Source organism: Mucilaginibacter yixingensis (assembly GCF_041080815.1).
Taxonomy (GTDB): domain Bacteria; phylum Bacteroidota; class Bacteroidia; order Sphingobacteriales; family Sphingobacteriaceae; genus Mucilaginibacter; species Mucilaginibacter yixingensis.
Window position 1 is genome coordinate 193,798 of the sequence record NZ_CP160205.1, and the last position, 21,219, is coordinate 215,016.

The following is a 21,219-nucleotide window of genomic DNA, read 5'->3' on the forward strand; positions in this document are numbered from 1 at the left end:
AAACGATACATTCGTTTTTATTAATACCAATTCTGAATAATGAAGAAGATTGCCGCCATAGGTCTTGGCCTGCTTTGCAGTGTTGCTATGCTGAAAGTTAGCGCCCAGCCCAAACCCATATTGAGCCTCAAAGAGATGAAAAGTCAGATTGACTATTTCAACTCCGTTGATACAGAAACGATCAAGAACTACGTCACCAACGCGCAGACTTATGATTTCCTGGCCAAAAATGCTCCGCTTTTTGAATGTCCGGATTCAGCTATCCAACGCATCTATTATTACCGCTGGTGGACGTTCCGTAAGCACCTGAAACAAACGCCTGCCGGTTTTATTTTTGATGAGTTTATTACCCCGGTAAGCTTCGGCGGTTTGTATAACAGTGGCAGCAGTGCGCTGGGTCACCAGGTGTATGAGGGCCGCTGGCTGCATGATCCGCAGTATATTAATGATTATGTGAGCTTTTGGTTATATACCGATGCAAAGCAACCAAAGCCGCGTTTCCACAACTTTAGCAGCTGGGTAGATAATGCTGTTTGGAACTACTACCTGGTCAATCAGAATAAAGCTTTTATCCAGAAGATCTTACCAGAGCTGGATAAAGACTACCGCCTGTGGGAAACTGATCGCCGTTTGCCGTCGGGCCTGTTCTGGCAGTTTGATGTGAAGGATGCCATGGAGGAATCCATTAGCGGTTCACGTAAAGACAAAAACCGCAGGCCAACTATCAACAGTTATATGTATGGCAACGCGGTGGCACTCTCGCAAATGGCTGCGCTGGTAGGCGATAACGTATTGAAAGCTCATTATACAGCAGAGGCTGCTAAAATGAAAAAGTTAACGCAGGATAGCCTGTGGGATGCCAAAGCCTCATTTTTTGAAGCGGTGCACCCTAACGGTCAGTTTGCTGATGCCCGCGAAGAGCTGGGCTTTATCCCCTGGTATTTTAACCTGCCGGATGACAAGCCGGAGTACGCTAAACAATGGGATCAGTTACTGGATGAAGGCGGTTTTAAAGCGCCATGGGGTTTAACCACTGCCGAGCGCCGTCACCCGTTGTTCCGCACGCATGGTAGCGGTCATAGCTGCGAGTGGGATGGCGCCATCTGGCCTTTTGCTACCACGCAGACTTTGAAGGGGCTGTCTAACCTGCTCAATAACTACAAAAACCATAACAGCATGACGCCGCAGGTTTTTTATGACGAGTTACATAAATATGCCATGAGTCACGTTAAACGCGGCGTGCCTTACCTTGGCGAATACCAGGACGAGAAAAACGGCTACTGGTTGAAAGGCGACAATCCGCGCAGCAGCTACTACAATCACTCCGGTTTTGTTGACCTTGTGATCAATGACCTGGTGGGCCTTAAACCTCGCATAGATAACGTGCTTGATGTATCTCCGTTGGTGCCAAAAGGCAAATGGCAATGGTTCGGTCTGGACAATGTGCTGTACCACGGCAAATACATCAGCATTTTGTGGGATGAAACCGGCAAAAAATACGGAAAAGGCAAAGGCCTGATGATTTTTGCCGACGGCAAGATGATTTACCATGGCGCCGAATTGAAACGTGTGCAGGTGAAGCTGTAAAGACCTCTCCCCAAACCCCTCTCCTTTGGAGAGGGGCTTTTTTATATCACGTATTTAAAAGCCCCTCCCCCTCGGGGAGGGGTTTGGGGTGGGGTAGATGGGGGTGTGTAACGAGATTATCACCGGTGATGACAAAATTGTACAACAGAAAGAAAAAATTTAAGACTAAAATTCGGGCTGCTGCCAATAATTTTGATTGCTTTATCTAACCGGTAAGGAAATAAACCTGAATACCCCTGCTATAAAAGTAAAACTTGCGGTAAAAATTATCGCCTTTTTCGTTGGTAACGGTCACTAAACTAAAATGAAATTAAAATTTGTATTTGCGTGCGCGCTGCTCCTGCTGTCGTCGCTTGTTTGTTTGCAGGGTTTTTCTGCAGAGAATCCGCCTGCTAAAAAAGTAAATATTGTATTGGCCAAAACGCACCATGCCCGGGTAACTTACGGTGCGGGCAGGCTAACGGCCGCGTTGCAAAAAGCAGGTTATACGGTAGCTACTACCAACGCGGTATCTGCCGCGGCAACCAATATTGTGGTAAGTGTAAAGCAAACTGATCCAGCGCAGCAGAGCAATCCGAAAGCGCCGGGTAAAGAAGGTTTTACCTTAAGCGGTGGTGGCAAAAGCTTTAAAATTATTGGTAATGATAATTCAGGTGCGCTCTACGGCTGTTTAGAACTGGCCGAGCGTATTACCAACGCACATAAACTACCAGCCAGCATCAACTTTAATGATAAGCCGGAGATGGTGATGCGCGGTACCTGCATTGGGATGCAGAAAACCACCTATCTGCCCGGTCGCGGCACTTACGAGTATCCATATACACCTGAGTTGTTCCCCTGGTTTTATGATAAAGCGTTCTGGGGCCGTTACCTGGACTCGCTGGCGCAAAACCGCATGAACTCGTTGTACCTGTGGAGCGGTCACCCGTTTGCGTCGCTGGTAAAGGTTAAAGATTACCCTTACGCGCTGGAAGTTGACGAAGCTACTTTTAAAAAGAATGAAGAGATTTACAACTGGTTGGCCAAGGAGTGCGATAAACGCGGCATCTGGCTGGTGCAGGGTTTTTACAACATCATCGTATCCAAACCTTTTGCAGAACATAACCACCTGAAAACGCAGGATCGTAACCGCCACATCGTTCCAATTATTGCTGACTATACCCGAAAATCTATCGCCGCCTTTGTGGAGAAATATCCGAATGTAGGCTTGCTAATTACACTGGGTGAGGCGATGGAAGGCGAGGGACAGGACGATATCGATTGGTTTACCAAAACCATCATCCCCGGTGTAAAAGACGGACTGAAAGCTCTGGGCCGTACAGATGAACCGCCGATTGTACTCCGCGGTCATGATACCAACGCGCCCGAGGATATGAAATATGCTAAGCCGCTGTACAGCAACCTTTATACCGAGGCCAAATACAACGGCGAAGCTCTGACTACTTATGAGCCACATGGCCCATGGGCCGATCTGCACCGCACGCTAAGCCGCATTGGTACCGTGCAAATTGAGAACGTGCACATTATGGCCAACCTGGAGCCGTTCCGCTATGGCTCGCCTGATTTTATTCAGAAATGCGTGCAGGCTATGCACAGCGTTTACGAGGCTAACGGCCTGCACCTGTATCCGCAGGCATCTTACTGGGATTGGCCTTACAGCGCCGATAACGTGGCCGGAGGCAAACGCCTTTACCAGGTAGACCGCGATTGGATCTGGTACCGCACATGGTCGCGCTATGCATGGAACTCACACCGTGATCGTAACGACGAGATTAAATACTGGAGCGAAGAACTGGGGAGCAAATACGGTGCTGATAATACCCATGCCCGCGAGATTTTGGAAGCTTATGAACAATCAGGCAATATCTCGCCAGAAATTCTGCGTCGCTTCGGTATTACCGATGGTAACCGTCAGACTATGACTTTGGGGATGCTGATGGCACAATTGGTAAATCCGGAGAAATTCGGCCTGTTTACGCTGCTTTATAACTCAGAAGGTCCGGTAGGCGAGATGCTGAGCGAGTATGCGCTAAAAGAGTGGAAACACCAACCGCACGAAGGTGAAACGCCAATGGACGTGATTAATAAAGTAAAAGCGCAGGGCAAAGCTGCGGTTGCCGCTATTGACAAAGCCACCCCAGGTGTAACCCGCGATAAAGCCGAGTTTGATCGCCTGAAAAATGATATGTACTGCTATGATGCTATGGGCGAGTGTTATGCGCACAAAGCACAGGCGACATTGTACATCCTGCGTTACAAATACTCTAACGATATTGCCGATCTGGAGAAAGCAGTACCGGAGATGGAGCAAAGCCTGCAATATTTCCGCAAGCTGACTGATCTGACAAAAGACAGTTACCTCTACGCCAACAGTATGCAAACCCAGCAGCGCAAGATCCCGGTAGGGGGCAATAACGGCAAAATGAAAACCTGGGTAGAGCTGCTGCCGGTTTATGAGCGCGAGCTGGATAACTTTAAAAAGAACATCGCGCAGCTGAAAACGGGTGGTAAGAAAGAAGAAAAAATTGTACTGACCAATACACAGGTAAACGTTCAGGGTAATCTGCCAACTTATACCCTAACCGAAGGTGCCACCATGTTTGCTGATACAGCCGCCACTTTAAAAGCTATCGCGCCGGAGCTGAAAGGCTTGCAGGGCATCAAGCTGGATCGCGCTAAACAAATGGCAGATGGTACCAATATTACCTTTACCAATAACAAGCCGGTTAAAGTGCTGGTTGGGTATTTCATCCGTAAAGGTCAAACCAAATTTTTATCGGAGCCACAGTTAGAAACCGATGGAACGGCTAATGATTACGGCCAGGCCGATAGCAAAATAACCAGCGGCGTGCAAATTGAAGGCATGCCACCGGTAAACGTGCATACCTTTAGCTTTAAAGCCGGCACCAACACGCTCACACTTGGCAAAGGCGCCGCACTGGTACTGGGTTTTATTGACGATAACGTTAATGTACCTGTTTATGATGCCGGCCTGAGCAACGAGGGAAATATTAAGGATTTGCGCTGGTTGTTTAATTAAGCTAATAAATAAATCCCCTCTTGAGAGGGGGCGCGTTGACAGTGCGGCTGCAGGGGTGTGTTTTTTCGCACGCATAAAGGACACACTCCTCCACCCCTCTCAAGAGGGGAATCGCACAGGGCCTCGCTTTAAATAAGGAATATATAACCGTAGCGATGGGTTTCAAACCCATCGCTATTTGTTAAAACATTACTAATGATACAAGAAAAAAAGTCCTTCCAGCCAGAAGGATGCCGCCGGAAGCAACGCCGGCAAAGTGGATATAAAGCGGTGCTTGGACTAAGCGCTGCTTTGCTGTTTTCTACCCTTGCCTTTGCGCAGAAAAGCACTCGACAGGATATCAGCCTCAATTATGGCTGGCATACTGCCGATGATGAGAAAAGCAGCACCGCTTTTAACGGCTTTGAGAAACCAGGCTATAGGGAGAACTGGCAAAGTGTAAGCGTTCCGCATAACTGGGATCAGTACTTTGGCTACCGTCGTTTAAAGCATGGTAACCTGCACGGGTATGCCTGGTATCGCAAAACGTTCCCGCTAACGGTAAAGCAACCGGGTAAACGTTATTTCTTGTATTTTGAAGGTGTTGGTTCTTATGCCACGGTTTGGCTTAACGGTCAAAAAGTGGGTTATCATGCAGGCGGCCGTACCACGTTTACTATTGACGTAACCGATGTAATCAAAGCCGGAAAAGATAACCTGTTGGCCGTACGTGCCGATCATCCTTCGTTTATTAAAGACCTGCCGTGGGTATGTGGCGGTTGTTCTGATGATCCGGGTTTCTCGGAAGGTTCGCAGCCGATGGGTATTTATCGTCCGGTGCATTTGCTGGTGACTAACCCCGTTCGTGTAGAACCTTTCGGCGTGCACATCTGGAACGATACTACGGTGACCGAAAAATCGGCCACGCTGAACCTGGAAACCGAGGTGAAAAACTATAGCGCTGCCACATCAGCTATCAGCGTAGTGAATCAGTTGGTAGATGCCCAGGGAAAAATCATCGCGCAAGCAAAAACAAACAAAAACTTAGATAAAAATACAACGGCTACTATTGCACAGGTGTTTCCGCAGGTGAAGAACGTGCACTTATGGTCGCTGGAAAACCCGTATCTGTACAAAGTGGTTACACAGGTTTGGAAAAACGGCGTACTGACCGATCAAACCGAGACCTCTTATGGTATCCGCTGGATTAGTTGGCCAATTGGTCGCCCCGGTAACGATGGCCGTTTTTACCTGAATGGTAAGCCCGTGTTTATTAACGGTATTGCCGAGTACGAGCATTTGATGGGCAAAAGCCAGGCGTTTGACAGTGAGGAGATCCGTGCCCGTGTAATGCAAGTAAAAGCTGCCGGTTTCAATGCTTTCCGCGATGCGCATCAGCCGCACAATCTGGAGTATCAAGAGTATTGGGATAAGCTGGGTATTTTGTGGTGGCCGCAATATACGGCTCACATCTGGTATGACACACCGGAGTTTCGCGAAAACTTTAAGAAATTGCTGGTTGATTGGGTGAAAGAGCGCCGCAACAGTCCGTCAAATATTTTATGGGGATTGCAGAATGAGAGCCGCCTGCCCGAGGCCTTTGCCAAAGAGTGCTGCGATTTGATCCGCAAGCTGGACCCGACCGCTTCATCGCAACGCAAAATTACTACTTGTAACGGTGGCAAGGGTACCGATTGGGATGTGCCCCAAAACTGGACCGGCACCTACGGCGGTAACCCGCAAACTTATAGCGAAGACCTGAAAAAGGAATTACTGGTAGGCGAGTATGGCGCATGGCGTAGTCTTGACCTACATACCGAAGGCGGATTTAACCAAAACGGCCCTTATAGTGAAGACCGTATGACCCAGCTGATGGAAACCAAAGTGCGCCTGGGCGAGGCCGTAAAAGATAAAGTAGCCGGTCAGTTTCAGTGGCTGTTGTACTCGCACGAGAACCCTGGTCGAACACAAGGCGGTGAAGGCTTGCGCGAACTGGATCGTGTTGGGCCTATCAACTACAAAGGTCTGTTTACCCCATGGGGCCAGCCGCTGGATGTGTTTTACATGTACCGCGCTAACTACGCGCCAAAGGATAAAGAGCCGATGGTATACATCGTATCGCACAGCTGGCCAAACCGCTGGACTAAGTCCGGTGTGAAAGACAGCATCAACATTTATTCTAACTGTGATGAGGTTGAACTGTTTAACGATGTACGCAGCGCATCGCTCGGGCGCAAAAAGCGCGGAGGCATTGGTACACATTTTATGTGGAACAAGGTTGATATTAAATACAATGTGCTGTATGCTGTTGGTTATGTAAACGGTAAAGAGGTTGCACATGACGAAATTGTGCTCAACCACTTGCCGCAGGCGCCGCATCTGGAAAAGCCACAGGCATCAACCCTGTTGCAACCTGCAAAAGGTTATTATTATAAAGCGTTGATCAATTGCGGTGGTCCGGCTTATACCGATAGCTATGGCCAAAGATGGGCTGCAGATGAGGAATTGAATAGCGGTCAGGCTTATCAGTCATCTTCATGGACTAACGCTTTCCCTGGCATGCCGGAGTATTTTGGTAGTCAGCAACGCACGTTTGACCAGGTTTCGGGCACAAGTGATAGCCAATTGTTCCAGGATTTCCGTTATGGGGAAGATAAGTTGAAATTTCATGTGGCAGTTCCGGCCGGTAAATACAAGGTCGACCTGTTCTTTAACGAACCCTGGTATGGAACCGGTGGTGGTTTGAATGCTGCCGGCTGGCGCGTGTTCAGCGTGGCTGTAAACGGCGCGGCGGTTATTAAAGATCTGGACATTTTTAAAGAGGCCGGTTATAATCATGCCTTGAAGAAAACGGTTGACGTGGTTGCCGGTAAAAACGGTATCAATATCTCGTTCCCTGATGTCAAGGCTGGCGAGGCCATTATCTCGGCCATTGCCATCAGTTCTACTGATAAGGCTGCGCCGGTGGTTACGTCAACTAAAAAAGAGATGGAAAATGCCTGGCTGGATATTGGCCAGCGTATTGATGATAAAAGCGAAGTGAAGTTTAGCCAGATCCCGCCGGCATTGTATGGTGCTAGCTGGATGCGGCGCCCGGCTCACGGACCCGTGGCAGATGGTGCGGCTGATCGTGATGTTGATCTGTTCGTAGCGCTTCCGGGTGATGCTGTTAATCGCCCGGCCTGGTTAAAAGACTTTGAGGTAACCGGTTTAAATATTGAAACTGATGCCAATGGTGGCACCCGCATTCCGCTTTATCGCAAACGTGTTAAGAAAGGCGAGAAGGGCAATCTGGGCGATGCGGCCAGTAATTATTTTGTAATTGTACAGCCGGTGAGCAGCATTGAGCCAGCCAGCGATCTGCGCAAAACCGCCAGTTACAGTGCCGATCTGGCCGAACTGAAAAATGCTACCGTGCGCGATACCGTGGCCGGTAAAAAAGTTGTGCGCTTTACACAGGCATCAGGCAGCAGCGTGAGCTTCCCGGTTACACCGGGCGTGGCCGACAAATACGCGCTTCGTATTAAATACTATAACTTTACCGATAAGACCATGACCGCCAAAATGCAGCTGTTAGCTGCCGATGGTCTGGTGATGAAAGAAGAAACACTGAGTTTTAAACCGATAGCCAAAGGTAAATCTGGCACCGTGGCTACAGATAGCGGCACCAGCATTAACGCAGGTAATTACCGCGTGGTGGTCACCGCTGTGGATGCCGAGGGATTGAGTTTGGCGAGTGTGGAAATGCAATAAGAGAGGTTATCCGTCATTTGTTGGACTGATAAAAAGAAGTGGTGGAATTGTGCGATTCCTTCCTTGGGGAAGGTGTAGGAAGGGGTTTAGCACGGCGATTAAACCCCTCCCTGCCTCCTCACAAGGCTTGCCCGCCCCTCCCCAAGGAGGGATCTAGGATCCTTTTACATTTTTGCCTTCGGAGATAGGCTTTATATAAAAAAATTAAATGAGAATCAACCTGAAATATAGCTTGCTGGCTGTGCTGCTGCCGTTGCAGGCCTTGTCACAAAATCTAAAAGTAGCTAACCTGCATTGCGAGTATGCAACTAATCCGCAAGGGGTGGAAAATCCAGCTCCAAAGTTGAGTTGGGAGCTGCAAAGCGATGGCCGCGGTGTGATGCAAACAGGCTACCGCATTTTGGTGGCCGATAATATAAGTGCCCTCAACGCCGGCACCGGGAATATCTGGGATTCAAAAAAAGTAAATTCGACGGCCTCCCTGCAGGTGGCTTATGCCGGTAAACCGCTGACATCGGCCAAAACCTATTTCTGGAAAGTGATGACTTGGGATAACCAGGGCCATCAATCAACCTGGAGCACGCCTGCCCAGTGGCAAATGGGCTTGCTCAATAAAGCTGACTGGAAAGGCGCGCAATGGATAGCCTATACCCGTCTGCGCGACTCATCACACTTTGTGCCTTTGATCCATCTGCGCGGTCCGAAGAAATTGGGGCCTGAAAATGATACCCTGCCATTGCTGCGCAAAACGTTCGCGGTAGCATCGGGCCTGAAAAAAGCTACACTGTACATCTGCGGCTTGGGGCATTTTGACCTGAGCCTGAATGGTAAAAAGGTAGGCAACAACTTCCTTGATCAGGGTTGGACGTTTTATGACAAGCAGGCCCTGTATGTGCCCTTTGATCTGACGCAAGAATTAAAGTCGGGCAAGAACACCCTTGGTGTGATGCTGGGCAATGGGTTCTACTACATTCCTCGCGACAAACGCTATCGTAAGATGACCGGAGCGTTCGGTCACCCGAAAATGATTTGTCGTTTGGTGATGGAGTATAACAATGGCAGGACAGAAAATCTGGTGAGCGATCTGTCGTGGAAAGCAACCCCGGGACCAGTTATTTACACCAGTATTTACGGCGGCGAGGATTATGATGCCACCAAAGAGCAACCAGGCTGGAACACCAATAATTTTAACGACAGTAAATGGCAGAAAGTAATTGCTGTCGATGGCTCGCCTGTATTGAACTCGCAAAAGGCTGATCCGCTGAAGGTGATGCAGGAGTTTACTCCGCAAAGCAAAAAGCAGATAGCCAGCGGTGCCTGGGTGTATGATTTGGGGCAGAATTTTTCGGGCATTCCGCAAATTGCGGTGAAAGGTAAACGTGGCGATACCGTGCGTGTTTATCCGGCTGAGTTAGTGAGCCCAGATGGCGGCGTAAACCAAAAAGGATCTGGCAGCCCGCATTATTACGATTATATTTTGAAAGGCAGCGGGGTAGAGATCTGGCATCCGCAGTTTACTTATTACGGTTTCCGTTACCTGCAGGTAGAGCGTGTTGTTCCGCAGGGCGAATCAAACCCTCAGCATCTGCCTGAGCTGCTGGAGATAAAAGGTTTGCATACCCGTAACTCAGCCGCCACTATAGGCAATTTCTCTTGCTCGAACGAGCTGTTCAACCGCATTTATAAACTGGTTGATTGGGCCATGAAGAGTAACATGGCCAGTGTATTTACCGATTGTCCGCACCGTGAAAAACTGGGTTGGCTGGAAGAAGCGCACCTGGTGGGCAGCTCTCTGCAATACAACTATGATATCCACCGCCTGGCGCTTAAGTGTATGAATGATATGCGCTATGCCCAAACCGCTGAAGGCCTGGTACCGGAGATTGCCCCTGAGTTTACCAATTTCGGCGGCATCTTCCGTGACTCGCCGGAGTGGGGTAGCAACAGCATCATCCTGCCGTGGTACATTTACCAATGGTATGGCGATAAAGATGCCCTGGCTACTAACTACCCAACTATGAAGCGTTACCTGGGTTACCTGGCCACAAAAGCTGATAACCATATCCTGACCCAGGGCTTGGGTGATTGGTATGATCAGGGTCCGAAAGCGCCGGGCTTATCGCAGCAAACGCCAAAGGGTATCACTGCCACCGCATTTTACTATTATGATCTGAACATTGTAGCGCACATTGCAGAGATGCTGGGCAATAAAGCAGATGCAGAGAGCTATCGCAAACTGGCTGTTGAAGTAAAATCAGCTTACAATAAATCATTCTTTAATGCCGACACCAAACAATACGGCACGGGTAGCCAAACGGCCAACTCCATATCGGTTTATATGGGTTTGGTTGATGAGAAAGATAAAGCCGCGGTAATTGAAAACATTGTGAAAGACCTGCGTAACCGCAATAACGCGCTTACCTCTGGCGATATCGGTTTCCGTTACCTGCTGCGTGCGCTGGATGAGGCCGGTCGCTCGGATGTGATTTTTGATATGAACAGTCGCGATGATGTACCTGGTTATGGCTACCAGCTGAAACATGGTGCAACCGCCTTGACCGAGTCATGGGCGGCATTATCGGCGGTATCCAATAATCACTTTATGCTGGGCGATATTACCGAGTGGTTCTTTAACGGACTGGCTGGTATTAATGAGGCACCTGGAGCAGTGGGCTTTAATAAAATTGAGATCAGGCCGGAAGTTGTGGGCGATGTAAAATCGGCCCGTGCAGATTATCACTCGGCTTACGGTAACATTATGACTGATTGGAAGAAAGCCGATAAAAAATTCAGCATCAGCGTTAGCGTGCCTGCCAATACAACCACGGTGGTTTACCTGCCGGTAGAAAAATCGGCCCAGGTAACCGAAGGTGGCAAAAGCATTAGTGCCGATAAAAATATAAAGAATTTAGGCTACCGCGATGGTAAGCTGATGCTGGGTATTGGCTCTGGTAAGTATAATTTTGAAGCTAACTGGTAATATGATATACACCATAACGTCATTGCGAGGCACGAAGCAATCTCTGTACAGGATATTCGGACACGCTAATCCGATTTGCATATGCAGAGATTGCTTCGTTCCTCGCAATGACGTGGTGGGACAGAGTTATTTACACTAACCCTCACTTGAGTTAACCATAAAAACAAGAAAACTGTAAATTCGTAACACGAAATTTATGATCAACAAGATAAAAACAACTGCACTGCTGCTTGGCGTTTTTGCCGGAGTGTGCGCCTATGCTCAACCAAAAAAAGTGGTTTCGCCAGAAACCATGAAGAAGGTTTATGAAGAAGTGAAAACCCCGTTCAAATACGGTATGGTGGTTGTTCCGGAAGATAACTCTAAAAAGGTGGATTGCCCGAGCGTTTTCAGAAAAGGCAACGGATGGTACATGACGTATATTATCTTTAACGGTCGCGGTTATGAAACCTGGCTGGCGAGCAGTCCGGATTTGCTGCACTGGAAAACTCAGGGTCGCATCATGTCGTTCTCTGATACTACGCAGTGGGATAACAACCAGAAAGCCGGTTACACTGCCCTGCAGGATATGAAATGGGGCGGCAGCTACGAGTTGCAGAAATATAACGGTAAATACTGGATGTCATATTTCGGTGGGCATGAGCGTGGTTATGAAAAAGGTAAGCTGGCCATCAGCATAGCTTACACCACTCAAGACCCGACCAAAGCGCACGAATGGACCCGCCTGGATCACCCGGTGCTGACTCCGGAAGACAAAGACGTATCATGGTGGGATAACCACATGCAATATAAAGAGACCGTAATCTGGGATAAATCAAAGCTGACCGGTCACCAGTTTGTGATGTATTACAATGCCAATGGTGATAGTGTTGACGCCAAACGCGGTGCAGAGCGCATAGGTATGGCAACCAGCGACGATATGCTGCACTGGAAACGCTTCGGTACCGAGCCGGTGCTGAACCATGGTCCCGGCATTACCGGCGACCCGAACGTTCAAAAAATGGGCGACCTGTATGTAATGTTCTATTTCGGTGCTTTCTGGAAAACAGGCGCCAGCGGCGTATTTAACCGCTTTGCCTGCTCTTATGACCTGGTACACTGGACCGACTGGACCGGTGAAAAACTGATTCAGGCTTCAGAACCTTATGACGCCGTGTTTGCGCACAAATCATTCGTAGTGAAATGGAAAGGCGTGGTTTACCACTTCTACTGCGCGGTTGATAAAGCAGATCAACGTGGTATTGCTGTGGCTACCTCAAAAGATATGGGCAAAAGCCAGGTGAACTTTGTAGAGCCGCCGCCAAGCAAAAGAAAGAAATAAGACCTCTTCCCCGGCCCTCTCCTGCGGAGAGGGCCGGGGAAGAGAACAAGATACGCTTATACGTCATTGCGAGGCACGAAGCAATCTCTGTACTTGGCTTGTTGGCCATGTAATTGCAGAGATTGCTTCGTGCCTCGCAATGACGTGATATATCAAGTCAAACCTAAGCCATCGCCATTTGTAGAAAATAAATACCCCTGCAAACATCACATTTAAACAGCAACTATGAAAAAACTTTTCCTCATACTTTTCTCTCTTTCAACGGCGGTGGCAGGTGCGCAATCGCGCCAAACACAGGATTTTGATACGGGCTGGAAATTCCATTTAGGTAATGATTCGCTAGCAAAGAGTGTTGTTTATAACGATGCCCAGTGGCGCAGCCTGAACGTGCCGCACGATTGGAGCATTGAAGGAAAGTTTGATGAGAAAAACCCCACGTTGCAGGGCGAAGGTGGCTTGCCCGCAGGCATTGGTTGGTACCGTAAAACGTTCACCATCCCGGCAACGTCAAAAAATAAAGCTATCAGCATTGTGTTTGATGGCGTGCAACATAACAGCGAGGTTTGGATAAACGGCCATTACCTGGGCAAGCGCCCTAATGGCTACATCTCGTTTGAATATGAATTGAGCCCATATCTGAAATATGGAGGCAAAAACGTGCTGGCCGTAAAGGCAGATAACTCAGATCAACCAAACTCGCGCTGGTATACCGGCTCGGGTATTTATCGTAATGTGTGGCTGGTTACATCGGCCCAAACCCATATTGCGCCGTGGGGTGTGTTTATCAGCACGCCAAAAGTAAGCGTGGCGCAGGCGCAGGTAAGCGTGCAAACCCGTGTAGATAATGTGCAGGCGATGAAAAACATCGAGGCCAAAACCGTTATTTATGATGCCGCAGGTAAAAAAGTAGCCGAAACCCACGGACCTGTTGATGGGCCGGACAATGAGGGTGGAGCCAACCAGTCGTTAACCGTAACAAAGCCGCAGCTATGGTCTGTTAATAAACCTTACCTGTACACCGTTACCGTTACGCTGGTTGACGGTAAAGGCAAAGTGATTGACGAGGTAAGTAATAAGGCCGGTATCCGCTGGTTTGATTTTGATGCCGATAAAGGTTTCTCTTTAAACGGCGAGCCAATGAAAATTCAGGGCGTTTGTTTGCATCATGATGCGGGCGCACTGGGTGCAGCTGTTTATAAAAGAGCTATCGAGCGTCAGTTACAGATCATGAAGGATATGGGTGTCAACGCTATCCGTACCTCACATAATCCGCCGGCGCCGGAACTGCTGGACCTATGCGATAAAATGGGTCTGCTGGTGATGGACGAGGCGTTTGACATGTGGAAGAAAAAGAAAAACAAAAACGACTATTATAAAGAGTGGGATCAATGGCACACCCGCGATCTGCAAGATCAGGTAGTGCGCGACCGTAACCACCCGTCGGTTTTTATATGGAGCATTGGCAACGAGATCCGCGAACAGTTTGACAGCACCGGCATCAGCATCACCCGCGAGTTGGTGAACACAGTAAAGAAGCTTGATAGCACCCGTCCGGTAACATCTGCCCTGAGCGAGTGGAACCCGGAGAAGAATTTTATCTATAAATCTGGCGCGTTGGACCTGGTGGGCCTCAACTACCACCAGGAGGTTTATGCCGACTTGAAAAAGCATTACCCCGGTCAAAAGATCATCGGCACAGAGCAAGTATCAGCCTTAATGAGTCGCGGACATTATGATATGCCTTCAGATTCGGTACGTATGTGGCCGCCTGATGCAAAGACCAAAATTAAAGGTAATCCCGATTATACGGTATCTGCTTATGATAACGTAGCCGCCTACTGGGGATCGACCCATGAAACCACCTGGAAGCTGGTTAAAAAGTATGATTACTTTTCGGGCATGTTCATCTGGACAGGCTTTGATTACCTGGGCGAGCCTACGCCATACCCGTGGCCTGCCCGCAGCTCTTACTTCGGTATTGTAGATCTGGCCGGTTTTCCTAAAGACGTTTATTACATGTACCAAAGCGAGTGGACCGCCAAGCCAGTACTGCACCTGCTGCCGCACTGGAACTGGAAAGCCGGACAAACGGTAGACGTAATGGCCTACTACAGCCAGGCTGATGAAGTGGAACTGTTTCTGAATGGCCGCTCGCTGGGTATCCAGAAAAAGCACGGTGATGACCTGCACGTAAAATGGAAAGTAAAATTTGAACCGGGCGTACTGAAAGCGGTATCGCGCAAAGGGGGCCAAACTGTATTGACCACGCAGGTAGTAACCGCAGGCGCGCCATATCAAATCAAACTTTCGGCAGATCGCAGCGCTATTAAGGCCGGTGGTAAAGATTTGAGCTATGTAACCATCAGCATATTGGATAAGGATGGTAATGTGGTACCCGATGCCAACAACCTGGTGAACTTTAAAGTAACCGGCGCAGGTGTATTAAGAGGCATGGATAACGGTTACCAGGCGGATCTGGAGCCATTTACCAGTAGCAGTCGTAATGCATTTAACGGGCTGGCTTTGGGTATTGTGGGCTCTGCCGTAAAAGGAGGCTCAATCAGTATTTCTGCCACAGCTGCGGGCTTAAAATCTGCAAATTTAACGATACAAAGCAGGTAGATGCCTGTTTCATGATAATATCGTACATTATTTGGAGAAAGCAATATAAGGATTTAATCGCTGGTTGAACTAGTTTTATCTTATCAAAACCGTATAAACTAACCATTTATAACGTAAGTAAGATGAAGCAGCAAAATATCTTTGATTATATCAATGTGGATGGCTTTTCGCTAACGCCAAAATACATCCAGCTGGCCAACTCAATTCAGGATGCGGTAATAGCCGGTAAAATTAAAAAGAACTGGATATTACCGTCGCTGCATGAGCTGACCTATCACCTTGAAATATCAAAGGAAACGGCAGACCGTGGGTATAAATACCTGCGAGATCTGGGCGTGCTGTCATCTATCCCCGGTAAAGGTCATTTTGTTACGGCTACCAATATGGCGCAGCCGCGCAAGGTGTTCCTGATGCTGGATAAACTGAGCGCCGGCAAAAAGCTTTTTTACGATACCTTTACCCACGCCCTGGGCGAGAATACCAGCATTGATTTTTATATCTATAACGATGATTTTGCGCTGTTTAAAAAGCTGCTTGATCGTCGTAAAGATGGTTATACGCACTATGTGATTTCGCCAAATTTTGTAGATGGCGGCAATAAAGCGCATGAGCTGATCAACGGTCTGCCGAAAGAAAAACTGATCCTGCTGGATAAAGCGGTAAACGGTGTTGAAGGCGAGTTTGGCGGTGTGTTTGAAAACTTTAAACGCAATATCTACAAAGCGCTGGAAGCCCTGTTGGCCGGTCTGAGCAAATACCACACCCTTAAAGTTATCTCGTCAGAAAACGCGTTCCTTTCGCCTGATATGACCTGGGGTTTTAACCTGTTCTGTCAACAGTATGCTTTTGACCGCAGCGTGATTAGCAGTATTGCCGATGATGAAATTAGCAAAGGCGATGTTTTCATTTGTATGAACGATGATGACCTGGTAACACTGATTGAGAAGATCAACGGACTGAACCTGGAAGTGGGTAAAGATGTGGGTATTATCTCCTACAACGAAACTCCGCTGAAACGTTACATCCTGAACGGGGTAACTACCATTTCTACTGATTACGAGCAGATGGGTTTGGCCGCCGCCCGCATGATTTTGAATAACCAGATGGACCGCGTAGAGCTGGATTACCTGCTCAACTCGCGCAACTCACTTTAATAATAAATATTAATCAATAGAATCAATGCCGGTATTAGCCGGCATTGTGCATAAATAATCCGCCGTTAGTTTTTTTGTTAAACTATTGCCCGGCACCATAAATAAAATGACTACCTGCTTAACCGTTTTACCCCTTCCAGACCTGGCTATTATTGCACTGTACCTTCTTGGGATGATAGGGGTGGGCTTCTACTTTTCGCGCAAAAACACCGATGCGGGGGAGTATTCTACAGGTTCTGGTAGCATACCGGGCTGGGCTATTGGCATTTCTATTTATGCTACATTTTTAAGCAGTAATACCTTTCTGGGTGTACCCGGCAAGGCCTTCGGCGGCAACTGGAACGCCTTTGTGTTCAGTATTTCTATGCCGCTGGCAGCTTGGGTTGCCGTAAAATACTTTGTGCCGTTTTACCGCAGCACGGGCGAGATTTCGGCCTATACGCATTTTGAAAAGCGGTTTGGTCCCTGGGCGCGTACCTATGCTGTAGTTTGCTTTTTGCTGACACAACTGGCACGCATGGGCTCGGTGTTCTTCGGTATTGCCTTGAGCTTACAGGCGCTGACCGGCATCTCCATGAAAACCATTATGATTGTGATGGGCATTTCCATCATTCTCTACACGGTATCTGGCGGTATCAAAGCCGTAATCTGGACCGAGGTGGTGCAGGGTATTGTTAAAACGCTGGGCGCCATGCTCATCATTTACCTCATTGTTACCAATGTACCGGGTGGCGCTAAAGAAATCATTAATATTGGTAAGGCCGATAATAAATTTAGTCTGGGTAGTTTCTCGCTCAATTTTACCGAGCCTACGTTCTGGGTAATCCTGTTGTATGGGTTCTTCATCAACCTTAACAACTTTGGGATGGATCAGAACTACATCCAGCGCTACCATACCGCAAAATCAACACAGGCGGCCCGCAAATCGGTTTGGTTGTGTGTTTACATGTATGTGCCGGCGTCGTTCCTGTTTTTTATCATCGGGTCTTGCCTGTACGCCTACTACAGTCAGCACCCAGACCTGGTAATGACGCTTAAACAACAAGTAATTGCCGAGCGTATGCCGCACGCAACAACTGCCCAGGCGGCTGATGCACTGTCCAAACTTACTCCTGCCGATTATGGCGATAAGGTAATGCCGCATTTTATGGTTACCAAAATACCGCAAGGTCTGGTGGGGGTTATCATTGCAGCCATCCTTTCGGCAGCTATGAGTACCATTAGCTCTGGCATGAACTCATCGGCTACGGTGTTTGTGGAGGATATTTATAAACGTTATTTCAAACCAGATCTTACCTCGCGCAAGTTGCTCCGGACGCTGCATATCTGTACCGTTATCTTCGGCGTTGCGGGGATGGTTTGCGGTATTGGCATGATAGGGGTAAAGAGTATCCTCGATATCTGGTGGAAACTTTCGGGCATTTTCGCCGCCGGTATGCTGGGGTTGTTCTTGCTGGGTTTCATGAGTACACGTACCAAAAACCACGAGGCTATTGTTGCCAGTGTGATTGGTGTTGTGGTTATTGCCTGGCTCACTTTCTCGTCGCTGTTGCCACCGCAATATGGCATGTTGCGCAGTACGATTGATACTAACATGATTATTGTGTTGGGCACGCTCTCTATTTTATTGGTGGGGATTGTGCTTACTAAGGCCAAAGCCAAAAAAGAACAAGAAGCCATTAACGCTTAGACTGAAAACAACGGGCTACATACAGCCCTATGGATATAATAAAATGAAGGAAAAAGGATTTATACCGGTAATGCTTACGCCGTTTAAGAACAATGGCGATATTGATTATGACATGCTCACCCAGCTTACCGAGCTGTATCTGGAAGCAGGTGCCGCTGGTTTGTTTGCCAACTGCCTGTCAAGCGAGATGTTTGAGCTGGAAGATGATGAGAAGCTGGATTCAATTAAACATGTAATCAAAGTGGCAGGCGGCAGTGTGCCGGTAGTAGCAACCGGTACTTTTGGCGGTCCAATTGCCCAGCAGGCTGATTTTGTGAAGCGTGTGCACGACACCGGTGCCGATGCGGTAATTGCCATCACCGGTTTATTGGCTGACGAAAGCGAGAGCGATGCCGTATTTAACGACCGCGTTTTTGATCTGTTGAAACAGACAGATAATGTTCCACTGGGTTTCTATGAGTGTCCGGTGCCTTATAAAAGATTAATCTCTGCCGAGCAACTGGGCAGCTTTGTTGATACCGGTCGCGTAATTTATCATAAAGACACCTGCCTGGATATTGACCAGGTGCGCGCTAAAATTGCCGCAGGCAAAAGCAATCCAAACTTTGGCGTGTATGATGCTTATATGGTACACGCAGTTGAATCGCTGAAAGCGGGTTCTGCAGGTTTATCATGCATCCAGGGTAACTACTTCCCGGAGCTGATAGTATGGCTGTGCAAAAACTATGATAACGCATCACTTGCTCCGCAGGTAGCCCAGGTACAACAATTCTTTGTTGATAACATGGATGTAATGCACAATGTGTATCCAATTGTTGCCAAATACTATCTTACACAGCGCGGCTTGAATATCTCTACTTTTACCCGTCGTAACGTAGGTGTGTTCAAACCATCTATCCGTAAGCAAGTAGATCAACTGTTTGCAGATTACAGCAAATTGCAGCATGAGATTGGAATAGCACAGGTGGCTGTTTAATCCTCATAAAATAAAAGCAGAAGGCCGAACATGATTCATGTTCGGCCTTCTGCTTTTTACCCGTATGTCATTTCAACCAACGGGAGAACTATTTCCTTGAGCGAAGTGAGAAAATCTTTTAGAGGATGCACCCCGTCGCGGAAAGTTGGAAGATGATTTGGCTAAAGGTCAAATCATCTTCCAACTTTCTTATTATTGTGTTTAATTAGAAATGGTATGTTGGCTTTAATCCTCGCATTGGTTGCAATAATCGGATCTGCATTGCTGAGTGTTGCTTTCTTTAAACCTTATCTTAAGACTTATCTTAAAACACCTTCAGATCGGGCAAAAGCGCTGAAGATATATTTAATTCTGGCGGTTTTAGCTGGTACGGGATATTGTATGGTGAGGTGTGTTTTTTTTTAACACCCCGAACTCATTTGATCAAGGAGTAGAGCAGTTGAAGAATAATCAGGATTTGATGAACAAGATTGGCGGCTTTGAGTCCTTTTCTTATTATGAGCATAATCTTCCTAAGAAGACAGATAACCCAGCGTATTTTAAGGTTTCATTAAGCGGTCCTGATGGAGAAATATATCTTTCTTGTAAGGTGAAGAAGCGAAAAGACGGGAACTGGCAATTGCTCGAAACAATACAAGATAGTTTAGTCAGAAAAAAGGCGGAAAAGTAAAAGCCCGAACTTGAGCCAAGTTCGGGCTTCCTTATTTTTACCCTCATGTCATTTCGAACGAACAGCGCGAGGGGAGGCAGTATGGCGTGAGGAGAAATCTTAGACGATAGACATACTCACATAAAAGCATGGGGGCTAAGATTTTTTCGCTATCACTCAAGAAAATAGTTCTCCCTTTGGTCAAAATGACAAGAGAAAGAAAATGGCATGATGGGATAGTGGATTTCCTATTTAAACTCCGCCGGCTGTCCTTTCAAATATTTACGCTTATACTCCAGTGGCGTCATGTTGGTCACCTTTTTAAAGTGGCGGTAAAAGTTAGATACATTGTTAAAGCCACACTCAAAGCACAATACCTCGGTAGGCATTTTATCCTCAATCAAAAAACGGCAGGCATGGCTAATGCGGATCTCCGTCAGGAAATCTGAATATGTTTTCTTCGTCATCAGCTTAAAATAACGACAGAATGAGGTTACGCTCAGGTTGCCAATAGCGGCAATCTCCTGCAGCCCTATTTCCTTCTTATAGTTAGCCAGGGTATAAGAACAGACTTTATTTAAACGGATGGTATCAGACTCGTTAGATTGGTGGAAATCGCTTGGCGAGAGGGTGATGTTGTCAAACTCATCTGTCTCTGCCAGTACCTTCAATATGGAGAGCAGCACAATGATGCGGTCAATGTTGGTAGCCTCTACCGCCTGGTGCATTAACTTGGTTAACTCTGTACGAGCTTTGCCGGTGAAAGACATGCCGCTTTTGGCTTTCTCAAAAAGTTTAGGCAACAGGTAAGCCTCGGGCAGGTTAAGCAAATAACGGCCCAGGCAATCCGGCAGGAAGTGAATTACGATAACCTCTACGTTTAGGTCAGACTCTGGTACAAAGTATTCTTCCTTACAGCGCCAGCAGTGCGGCAGGTTTTCGCCCAGTAAGGTTACCTCGCCGGCAGAAAAATTGCTGATGTTATCACCAATAAAGCGTACACCTTCGCCTTTTATTACATAATGCAGCTCAAGCTCCGGGTGATAATGCCATATACCCCTAAAGGTGGGCAGAATATCATGACGGATACTAAAAGAGTTTTGTGGCTTTACAGCAACTTTTAGAAAATGAGGTTTCATCTCGGTACTTCGGTTAGCGGTGCAATAAAATCAAAAAATGCTCTTAGGTTGTTGGCTTTTGCCTGCTGGGGCAATTAATAAAATTAAGTAATTTTTTGATCTGATTACAACGCTGTAAATAAAATAAAATTATCTGGAACAGATTTCAATGTCTTGAAATCGGATGCTAATATCGTACAATAAGTTGATAAATACATGGAGTAATGGAACTATCTATTGATAGATATTTGTTATTGTAGTATGGTTTTAAGGCCAATATGCTGCAGTTATAGATATAAACCAAGATAATTAATTATACATTTTGTTTAAAGCCGGTGTTGAGCTATGAA

The 21,219-nt window shown here is 47.3% G+C and carries 11 protein-coding genes; 10 read left to right on the forward strand and 1 reads right to left on the reverse strand.

Annotated elements, in window-relative coordinates; translation table 11 throughout:
* The first annotated feature begins 39 nt into the window (after window positions 1–39).
* The 10 genes from ABZR88_RS00955 to ABZR88_RS01000 all read left to right on the forward strand — a co-directional run bounded on the left by ABZR88_RS00955 (window position 40) and on the right by ABZR88_RS01000 (window position 19,772).
* On the forward strand, window positions 40–1,587 hold the full coding sequence (locus ABZR88_RS00955; protein WP_211309833.1) for a glycosyl hydrolase family 65 protein: 1,548 nt from the start codon (window positions 40–42) through the stop codon (window positions 1,585–1,587).
* Window positions 1,588–1,891: 304 nt separating this feature from the next.
* On the forward strand, window positions 1,892–4,627 hold the full coding sequence (locus tag ABZR88_RS00960; RefSeq protein ID WP_107829256.1) for a hypothetical protein: 2,736 nt from the start codon (window positions 1,892–1,894) through the stop codon (window positions 4,625–4,627).
* Window positions 4,628–4,822: 195 nt separating this feature from the next.
* Window positions 4,823–8,359, forward strand: a complete 3,537-nt coding sequence (locus ABZR88_RS00965) for a malectin domain-containing carbohydrate-binding protein (RefSeq protein WP_107829255.1) — start codon at window positions 4,823–4,825, stop codon at window positions 8,357–8,359.
* Window positions 8,360–8,567: 208 nt separating this feature from the next.
* On the forward strand, window positions 8,568–11,339 hold the full coding sequence (locus ABZR88_RS00970) for an alpha-L-rhamnosidase (protein ID WP_107829254.1): 2,772 nt from the start codon (window positions 8,568–8,570) through the stop codon (window positions 11,337–11,339).
* Window positions 11,340–11,535: 196 nt separating this feature from the next.
* On the forward strand, window positions 11,536–12,660 hold the full coding sequence (locus tag ABZR88_RS00975) for a glycosylase (RefSeq protein ID WP_107829253.1): 1,125 nt from the start codon (window positions 11,536–11,538) through the stop codon (window positions 12,658–12,660).
* A 225-nt stretch (window positions 12,661–12,885) separates the two neighbouring features.
* Complete coding sequence (locus tag ABZR88_RS00980; RefSeq protein WP_107829252.1) at window positions 12,886–15,282, forward strand: sugar-binding domain-containing protein; 2,397 nt, start codon at window positions 12,886–12,888, stop codon at window positions 15,280–15,282.
* 122 nt (window positions 15,283–15,404) lie between these two features.
* The gene (locus tag ABZR88_RS00985) at window positions 15,405–16,436 is read left to right on the forward strand and encodes a winged helix-turn-helix domain-containing protein (RefSeq protein ID WP_107829251.1); all 1,032 of its coding nucleotides are present in this window, start codon (window positions 15,405–15,407) and stop codon (window positions 16,434–16,436) included.
* A 106-nt stretch (window positions 16,437–16,542) separates the two neighbouring features.
* Window positions 16,543–18,126: a sodium:solute symporter gene (locus ABZR88_RS00990; protein WP_107829250.1), complete on the forward strand. Its 1,584-nt coding sequence runs from the start codon at window positions 16,543–16,545 to the stop codon at window positions 18,124–18,126.
* 43 nt (window positions 18,127–18,169) lie between these two features.
* Window positions 18,170–19,102, forward strand: coding sequence for a dihydrodipicolinate synthase family protein (locus tag ABZR88_RS00995; protein ID WP_107829249.1), 933 nt, complete (start codon window positions 18,170–18,172; stop codon window positions 19,100–19,102).
* Window positions 19,103–19,562: 460 nt separating this feature from the next.
* Entirely contained in the window at window positions 19,563–19,772 is a 210-nt protein-coding gene (locus tag ABZR88_RS01000) for a hypothetical protein (protein ID WP_170113630.1), read from the forward strand.
* 227 nt (window positions 19,773–19,999) lie between these two features.
* On the opposite strand, the gene ABZR88_RS01005 is transcribed toward ABZR88_RS01000, so the two are convergent.
* The gene (locus ABZR88_RS01005; protein ID WP_107829246.1) at window positions 20,000–20,890 is read right to left on the reverse strand and encodes an AraC family transcriptional regulator; all 891 of its coding nucleotides are present in this window, start codon (window positions 20,888–20,890) and stop codon (window positions 20,000–20,002) included.
* Window positions 20,891–21,219 lie beyond the last annotated feature (329 nt).

Excerpts from the sequence above, each read along its gene's own strand:
- ABZR88_RS00970 (WP_107829254.1), top strand. The coding sequence starts at position 8,568 with ATGAGAATCAACCTGAAATATAGCTTGCTGGCTGTGCTGCTGCCGTTG.
- ABZR88_RS00975 (WP_107829253.1), top strand. The coding sequence starts at position 11,536 with ATGATCAACAAGATAAAAACAACTGCACTGCTGCTTGGCGTTTTTGCC.
- ABZR88_RS00995 (WP_107829249.1), top strand. The coding sequence starts at position 18,170 with ATGAAGGAAAAAGGATTTATACCGGTAATGCTTACGCCGTTTAAGAAC.
- ABZR88_RS00960 (WP_107829256.1), top strand. The coding sequence starts at position 1,892 with ATGAAATTAAAATTTGTATTTGCGTGCGCGCTGCTCCTGCTGTCGTCG.
- ABZR88_RS00980 (WP_107829252.1), top strand. The coding sequence starts at position 12,886 with ATGAAAAAACTTTTCCTCATACTTTTCTCTCTTTCAACGGCGGTGGCA.
- ABZR88_RS01000 (WP_170113630.1), top strand. The coding sequence starts at position 19,563 with ATGAACAAGATTGGCGGCTTTGAGTCCTTTTCTTATTATGAGCATAAT.
- ABZR88_RS00985 (WP_107829251.1), top strand. The coding sequence starts at position 15,405 with ATGAAGCAGCAAAATATCTTTGATTATATCAATGTGGATGGCTTTTCG.
- ABZR88_RS00955 (WP_211309833.1), top strand. The coding sequence starts at position 40 with ATGAAGAAGATTGCCGCCATAGGTCTTGGCCTGCTTTGCAGTGTTGCT.
- ABZR88_RS00990 (WP_107829250.1), top strand. The coding sequence starts at position 16,543 with ATGACTACCTGCTTAACCGTTTTACCCCTTCCAGACCTGGCTATTATT.
- ABZR88_RS01005 (WP_107829246.1), bottom strand. The coding sequence starts at position 20,890 with ATGAAACCTCATTTTCTAAAAGTTGCTGTAAAGCCACAAAACTCTTTT.
- ABZR88_RS00965 (WP_107829255.1), top strand. The coding sequence starts at position 4,823 with ATGATACAAGAAAAAAAGTCCTTCCAGCCAGAAGGATGCCGCCGGAAG.